A 2,500-nucleotide genomic window follows, 5' to 3' on the forward strand; every position below is an offset into this window, starting at 1 on the left:
GCGCCAGGACGGAAAGACCCCATGGAGCTTTACTCCAGTTTGGTACTGGGATTCGGTATTGCATGTACAGGATAGGTGGGAGACTGAGAGGTAGTGACGCCAGTTGCTACGGAGTCGATGTTGGGATACCACCCTTGCAGTATTGGGTTTCTAACCAGCCGCCGTGACCCGGCGGTGGGACAATGCCAGGCGGGGAGTTTGACTGGGGCGGTCGCCTCCGAAAGGGTATCGGAGGCGCCCAAAGGTTCCCTCAGAATGGACGGAAACCATTCGAAGAGTGCAAAGGCAGAAGGGAGCTTGACTGCGACACCGACGGGTGGAGCAGGTACGAAAGTAGGGCTTAGTGATCCGGTGGTATTAAGTGGGAATGCCATCGCTCAACGGATAAAAGCTACCCTGGGGATAACAGGCTTATCACTCCCAAGAGTTCACATCGACGGAGTGGTTTGGCACCTCGATGTCGGCTCATCGCATCCTGGGGCTGTAGTAGGTCCCAAGGGTTGGGCTGTTCGCCCATTAAAGCGGTACGCGAGCTGGGTTCAGAACGTCGTGAGACAGTTCGGTCCCTATCCGGCGTGGGCGTAGGATATTTGAGAGGAGCTGTCCTTAGTACGAGAGGACCGGGATGGACAGGCCGCTGGTGTATCTGTTGTAGTGCCAACTGCATGGCAGAGTAGCCAAGCCTGGAAGGGATAAACGCTGAAGGCATCTAAGCGTGAAGCCCCCCTCAAGATGAGATATCCCATTCGAAAGAAGTAAGACCCCTTGAAGACGACGAGGTAGATAGGGCAGAGGTGGAAGTGCAGCAATGTATGGAGCTGACTGCTACTAATCGGTCGAGGGCTTGACCAGAAGCTGAGAAATCAGTGGAGCGGCAAGTGTCTGCATGGTTTCGGTTTTGTATATGTAGTTTTGAAGGTACGATGAATGAATATTCCTCCTTAGCTCAGTCGGTAGAGCATGCGGCTGTTAACCGCAGTGTCGTTGGTTCGAGTCCAACAGGGGGAGCTTTTTTATTTGGGAAACCATCTATGATAAATAGGTGGTTTTTTGTGTATACTGAAAATTAAAAAAAATCTAGGCTGTCGATAATATCAATTAATAATAAGGGAACAGTCTAGATTTTTTTGCAATATATTATATTTAAGCGAGAGCAGGGTCTGTTACACCATTTTGTTCAAATGCTTTTTGACGGTCAATACAAGTTCCGCAATGACCGCAAGGTTTCTCTTTACCTTCGTAACAGCTCCAGGTAAGTTCATAAGGAACATGCAGGTCAAGTCCGGTACGAACAACATCCGCTTTTGTTAGATTTACAAAAGGAGCTTCTATTTTTAATTGATGTCCACTTCCTTCATAAATTGCCTGGTTCATAGCATTTTGAAATGCATCACTACAGTCTGGATAAGCATTTCCGGCTGAATCATCACTGTGGGCTCCGTAATAGATTACATCACAATTTTTTGAAAGTGCGATACTTGCAGCACAGGAAAGAAACAGACCATTTCGAAATGGAACATAAGTAGAAACCGGTTTTCCATCCGAATGTTTTAGCTGTTCTGAATAAGATTCTTCTGGAATTTCCTGAGAAGAATGACTTAGCAAGGAACAGTCACTATATTGAAAAATAGTAGACAAATCAAAATGTAACATTTCTATATTGTAATAATCAGCGACAGCTTTCGCTGCCTCGATTTCTTTGGTATGTTTTTGACCGTAAGTAATTGCAAGTGCAATCACATTTTCTTTTCCATATTTTTCTATGGCAAGACCTAAACAGGTTGTGCTGTCTACCCCGCCACTGGATAATACTAAAGCTTTCATAAATAAATAACCTCCATCATGAAAATAAATTTAGGTATTCTCGGAATATATAGTTAAACGCCTCGTTCTTCAGGGTCCCAGATTACCTTATGCATTTGAATTTGAAGATTTATACCATTCATTTTATTCTGCTTCATAAATTCTACAATCTGAGAGGGTTCAATCATCCCAAACACTGGACTGAGATAAATGTGGCATCGACCTTCTAATTGATAGGACTGTATTATTTCAAATGCTTTTTGACAATCTGCAAGTGAACCTACAACAAATTTTACTGTATCTTTTGGCTCTAAAATAGAAAAATTATTTAAGCACATCTTTTGTTCCATGTTACTGCATGAGAGTTTGTAATCCATAGTAAAAGAAACAGAAGTTCCTAAATCACAAAATGGTTCAAGGTTTATGCTTCCGTTTGTTTCAATTTCAATATGAAGAGAAGAATCAGATGCCAGAAGTTTTAAGAGTTCTTTTATAAAAGGACGGTAAAGGGGTTCTCCGCCAGTTAAGGTGACATTTTTAATACCGGATTCTAAAATGGTTTGATAAATTTGATTTGCCGTCATTTCTCTTGCAGGGGCATCTGTTTCGTTTGCCCACTTGGTATCGCAGTAACTGCAGGAAAGATTACATCCTTTCATTCGAATAAAAACAGCCAATTGTCCGACCAATGGACCTT

2 protein-coding genes, 1 tRNA gene and 1 rRNA gene (2 of these 4 running past the window's edge) are annotated in these 2,500 nt (G+C 43.1%); 2 read left to right on the plus strand and 2 right to left on the minus strand.

Features of this window, described 5'->3' with window-relative positions:
* Both ACYQ2D_RS15010 and ACYQ2D_RS15015 read left to right on the plus strand, forming a co-directional pair.
* Positions 1-852 (plus strand): 23S ribosomal RNA (locus ACYQ2D_RS15010) (it extends 2,034 nt beyond the left edge of the window).
* A gap of 83 nt (positions 853-935) precedes the next feature.
* A tRNA-Asn gene (locus ACYQ2D_RS15015) sits at positions 936-1,008 on the plus strand.
* A gap of 135 nt (positions 1,009-1,143) precedes the next feature.
* Here the strand turns inward: ACYQ2D_RS15015 and queC are convergent.
* Complete coding sequence (queC, locus tag ACYQ2D_RS15020) at positions 1,144-1,824, minus strand: 7-cyano-7-deazaguanine synthase QueC (protein ID WP_459786013.1); 681 nt, start codon at positions 1,822-1,824, stop codon at positions 1,144-1,146.
* A gap of 53 nt (positions 1,825-1,877) precedes the next feature.
* Positions 1,878-2,500: the 3' portion of a putative 7-carboxy-7-deazaguanine synthase QueE gene (queE, locus tag ACYQ2D_RS15025; RefSeq protein WP_187559315.1), read on the minus strand. Its footprint extends 55 nt past the window's final position; the window shows 623 of its 678 coding nt (coding positions 56-678); its start codon lies off the right edge, out of view; it ends in the stop codon at positions 1,878-1,880.

This window comes from Blautia stercoris, assembly GCF_054657695.1.